Annotated in this window: 3 protein-coding genes; all 3 read left to right on the top strand. The window is 58.6% G+C overall.

The window, feature by feature from the left end; all coding sequences use genetic code 11:
- The first annotated feature begins 1,230 nt into the window (after positions 1–1,230).
- The 3 genes from ACZ6C1_RS38605 to ACZ6C1_RS38595 all read left to right on the top strand — a co-directional run bounded on the left by ACZ6C1_RS38605 (position 1,231) and on the right by ACZ6C1_RS38595 (position 4,774).
- Positions 1,231–2,472: a bifunctional glycosyltransferase family 2/GtrA family protein gene (locus tag ACZ6C1_RS38605; protein ID WP_469247700.1), complete on the top strand. Its 1,242-nt coding sequence runs from the start codon at positions 1,231–1,233 to the stop codon at positions 2,470–2,472.
- Between the two features lie 57 nt (positions 2,473–2,529).
- On the top strand, positions 2,530–3,474 hold the full coding sequence (locus tag ACZ6C1_RS38600; protein WP_469247699.1) for a sterol desaturase family protein: 945 nt from the start codon (positions 2,530–2,532) through the stop codon (positions 3,472–3,474).
- Between the two features lie 598 nt (positions 3,475–4,072).
- On the top strand, positions 4,073–4,774 hold the full coding sequence (locus tag ACZ6C1_RS38595) for a PIG-L deacetylase family protein (protein ID WP_469247698.1): 702 nt from the start codon (positions 4,073–4,075) through the stop codon (positions 4,772–4,774).
- The last annotated feature ends 108 nt before the right edge of the window (positions 4,775–4,882 follow it).

The raw sequence follows: 4,882 nt of genomic DNA, 5'->3' as shown, positions 1-4,882 counted from the left end.
CGGCCTCTTCTTCCCCATGCTCTCCATGATGAACATCATCCTTCCGGGGCTGAAGCCCCTGATCTCAGATGTCCGTCAAAGCGGATCAAGCCCACCGCGTCCAGGACCTACTACGACTGCCAACGCTCACAGCCAGGCACTCCCCCGCCTCGCCCGCCAACGCACCGGCGTCCTGTCCGCCATGCTCCGGGAGGGCACCTCCTACGAGTCCAGAACTCCCACCGTCATCTTCGCCGCATGACCATCCAGACCACACAACCAGGCACTATGTCCTTGACGCGAAGGACATAGAGGCACCCCCTGAGCACCATGGCCATGACCGGATTCCCCTTGCTCTTTACCAGAGATGAACGCCTCCCCGTCCTGGCCCCGTAGGTCGGGCGGCGATCCCGGCTCTCGGTGCCATGGACCAGTGCCCATGCTCCTGTCAGCGCCGAGACGCCTCGGCCAGGGTCTCCAGGCGCCCATTGTGTACCCCGTCAAGCAGCGGCCGCACTTCACCGGTGGTGTCATGGTGGCGCGGGCGACGCAGGACCAGTCGCCATAGCACCGTGCGTGGTCCCGCGACGGCACACACGAGCATGGCACGTGGCCAGTGGCCGAACTCCAGCCGGTCGGGTCGTGCTCACAGCCAGCGCATCCGCGGCTGTGACGCCAGCCTTTCGAGGCGCCGCCGTTCGACCCAAACGAGCCAGCCAGGAACGAGTTCAGCGACGTAGCCATGATCGACGATCGAGGCCCCGACACCTCACCGCCTACCGTGCACCAGTTCGTTAGCCAATAGGGCCCGTCAGGTTCTACCGAGTGTGCCTGGGCTCGGCCACCCCCCTTCGACCACTGCTTCCTTGCTGTCCTGGCGCGATGCGTTGGGTGTCCGCTCCTGCTCAGGGGACCTCGAGCCCGTCGGCGAAGACTCACGCCACCGGTTAACATTCAACCCTTCTTAACGCGTCAGCGCCTCAAACACGATTTCACAGCCTTCCGGGCGTGCTTCAATAAGGGCCACACAGAGCCGTTAATCACCACTTCTACGGTTTCCTTTCCCTCCGCGGCCCGTATGCATTGCAACCGCTCATACATACGAGCATGGACATTGCCGCCCTACGCGTTCACCATTTCAGCCTTGCGGTAGATAGCGAGTGATCTCTCGTGATAAACAATGCCAGGATTGCCGGAATTCCCGTCGGCATAGATTTTGCCACAAGCCCTGCAGTTGACATTGTCCTGCCCGTGTACAACGAAGAAAAAATCCTGGAAGCCAACACCACCCGATTGCATCGCTACTTGGCCAGTGAATTCCCCTTCACCTTCCAGATCATCATAGTGAATAATGGAAGCGTCGACGGAACGGCTCAGGTCGCCGAGACGCTTTGCGCCCGACTTCCGCACGTACGCGCCATGCACCTACACCGAAGGGGGAAAGGCGGCGCCGTGCGCGCGGCATGGTCTACTTCTACGGCCCCAGTAGTTACCTACATGGACATTGACCTTTCAACCGATTTGGCTGCACTACTGCCTCTGGTCGCACCATTGCTGTCCGGGCACTCAGATATTGCGATCGGATCGCGCCTTGCTAACGGCTCTCGGGTTATTCGAGGAATGAAGCGAGAAATCATCTCAAGAGCCTACAACCTATTGCTGCACGGAACTCTATCCATGAGATCCACCGATGCGCAATGCGGCTTCAAAGCCATGCGCCGAGATGTCGCAAACGACCTGCTGCCCGCAGTTGTAGACGATGGCTGGTTCTTCGACGCAGAATTCCTCCTTCTTGCCCAGAAGGCGGGACTACGGATCCATGAGATTCCCGTTGACTGGATCGACCATCCAGATAGTCGAGTAGATATAGCTGAGGCAGCGGGCGCTGACATGAGAGGCATTGCACGGCTGCTCTACGGGCTCCACACAGGAAAAATAAAGGTTTCCAAGCAGCTACGTGCTCATCGGCCACCATTGGCTAGTGCGCCACCCACAGAACAGAGGGCAAAACTGACAGCACAGCTACTTAGATTTGGCATTGTGGGAGCTGCAAGCACCGTCGCCCACCTTCTGATTTACGTTCTCTTGCGGGGGGCATTTGGTTCCTTCAGCGCGAACCTTCTGGCCTTGTTGGCCGCAAGCGTCGGAAACACTGCGGCCAACCGCAGATTCACCTTCAACATCGCTCGGGATGAGCATCGAATCCGGCATCACGCACAAGGAATAGCCATACTTGGCATCGCCTTTGCGCTCACGAGTGCCGCGCTCATAGCACTGGCCAGGATTGCCCCTTCTGTGCCCATATGGATTGAGGTAGGAGTCTTGGCGCTAGCCAGCCTGGCGGCAACGGTAATTCGTTTTACCCTTCTCCGGCACTGGGTATTCGGATCTCAAGGTGCCACACCCGCGAGGCGAGCAAATAAAGAGGGAACACTTCTCACCGCGGACTCAGTCATCGCTTCAGATACCTCAGGAACAAGGCAACCTTATTGAACCGACACCAATCTCACCCATACTTCTACGCGAAAACAAATACTGAGGAGTGAGACAATGAAATCCGATGCAGAAGTGGACACTCCCGGACGTGAGCTTGCTCGGCACATCCTGCCGTACATTTTCGCAATCGGTTTCCCAGCGGTCGGCGTGATCGCCGTCGTACAGGAAGCCACAATCGCTGTCTACGGCGTTTATGCCCTCGTCACGGCAAGCGCACTGCTAGCCGAGCGGTACATTCCATGGGTACCTGTGCCAGCCGAGCGACGGTGGCGTAATCGCCGAACCGACCTACTCTATCTCATCACTGCGCCATTCATAATGCTGACACTGGTGACTTGGGCCCCGCCCATCCTGCACTCTGTTCGAAACTGGATGTTTGGGGACGCTGCGCTCTGGCCTGCAGAATTGCCAACGTACGTGCAAGCCCCAGTCGCCGTACTCATTGTGGAGCTCGCCTATTACTGGGCGCATCGCATTAGCCACTACAACAACTTCCTGTGGCGTTCCCACAGAGTCCACCACAGTCCAGAAGGCCTCGATTGGCTGATGAGCTGGAGGATTCAGTGGTTGAACGAGGTCATCCACATGACGGCTCGGCTCATACCATTCACCATGCTTGGCATGCCCGCCCATGTGACCGCAATCGTCCTGGTTATCTCAAACACACATGCACTCTTCCCGCACGCCAACATCGACATCAAATCAGGCAGAATTCTCAATGCATTTCTCAACACGCCAGAAGTACATCGCTGGCACCACCTTCAAGAACTACGATATGCAAACTCAAACTTTGGAGATGTAACACTCATATGGGATCGAGTGTTCCACACGTACAATTCACCCGGCGTCAGCAAGGCCGCACCAATGGGCCTGCCCCCATGGGAGCGAAGCCAACTTCCCGAAGGCTACCTCAAGCAGCTCTACCGTCCCCTGCTGCCTGACATGCCACGCGCAGACCATGAGCTCAGTACCGGCGGCTCTACCATCGACGCTCCTTGACTGATCGTCGGATTCACCGGTGCCGTGGTCGGCCACACGGAGCAAAGCTCGTGTGGCCGACGCCTTTCCCCGGAAACCACCAAATCCTCCGATGCCGCCATTTACGCCACTCGGCGTTCACCAAGCGATGCCGAACCGGGCTGTCTCGGCATCTCCTGGATGGTGCCAGCTTAGGACGACAGCGCAGGGTTCTGCACCAAACAGGCGAACTGCTAGGCCAGCAGCAAGGCAACAGCCAATCCCATGCGGCACAGGCACCCACTGCTGCCCACACCCTACTGCCCTACTGCGTCAAAGTTGACCACCCATATTCGACGCCCAACCCCCTATCACAAAACTTGGATACTAGCCCTACCGGCGTCTCCGGCCTGACGGAAAGCACATGAAGCCACCGCACCACGCAATTTTTCACAACACCGAGTTTGGCCAGTTCGGCACCAAAACGCACCAGCAGCTGGCACACCTCCACTGCGACCACCGTCACCAGTTTGCAGCCTAAACGACATCGCCTGCGCCTACTAATCGGCCAGCGAACCGTAGCTGCACAACCAGCTTCTCCCCCTCCCACCCAAATCCGACTTAACTAGGAGGCACGTTCGTGTCCGTTGAGCTATCCAGCCACGCACGTGTGGTCGCCGTTGTCGCACATCCAGACGATGCCGAGATCATGTTTTACGGATCGCTGCGCTGTTGGCGGGATGCGGGAGCCGCCGTAACTGTCGTCGCTGCCACCCATGGAACAAATGGCGTGACTCGCCGCGATAGCTGCGCCGGTATATGTCTGAACCCCAACGAGAGGCCAGCAGAAAGCGCCAGGGCATTCCATGACACTGGGATCGCTCTGGAGTTCATGGGAATGGCAGATGGCGCACTGACCCCCACGATCAAGCTAGTGTCAGCCATCGAAGATGCACTGACCCGGCACAGATGCACAGTGCTACTCACACACGCCCCCCACAGCGGAAACGATCACCAAGACCATCACGCCATCGCTCGTGCCGCGCTGAACGCCGCAACGCGCGTGCCCTCGTGCACAACGATCCTCCATGGCCATCCGCACGCGCCGCACCAACAAGTCACCCCAACCATATTGATCGACATTACCGAGTACCTCGACGACAAGATCCACGCCCTTGCTGAACACCGCTCCCAAGCTGGCCGCTACTACCTGAGCGAGCAATACACCCGCTGGCGCGCGGCTGGTGAGGGGTGGAAAAACCTTCCTGGTCACGCCACTGCAGGACGTTCCTTCGAGGCCCTCACGCCCTCGCTGATGCTTCTGAACAGCCATCAGGGCTGATTCGTCTCGTCAATGTGCCTCTTTCATGCTGAATAGCTGCGGGTCAGCAGTGTGTGGACGGCTTGGATGATGGTGCTGATGCGGCGGGTGGAGTATCTGGTCCGGCGG

It is taken from the genome of Streptomyces sp. NPDC041796 (assembly GCF_055590785.1).
The sequence above is the reverse complement of the archived record's forward strand: the minus strand, read 5'-3'. Positions and strand labels throughout refer to the sequence as shown.

What these genes read in the sequence shown, in the direction of transcription:
- ACZ6C1_RS38600 (WP_469247699.1), top strand. Translation starts at nt 2,530, where the DNA reads ATGAAATCCGATGCAGAAGTGGACACTCCCGGACGTGAGCTTGCTCGG.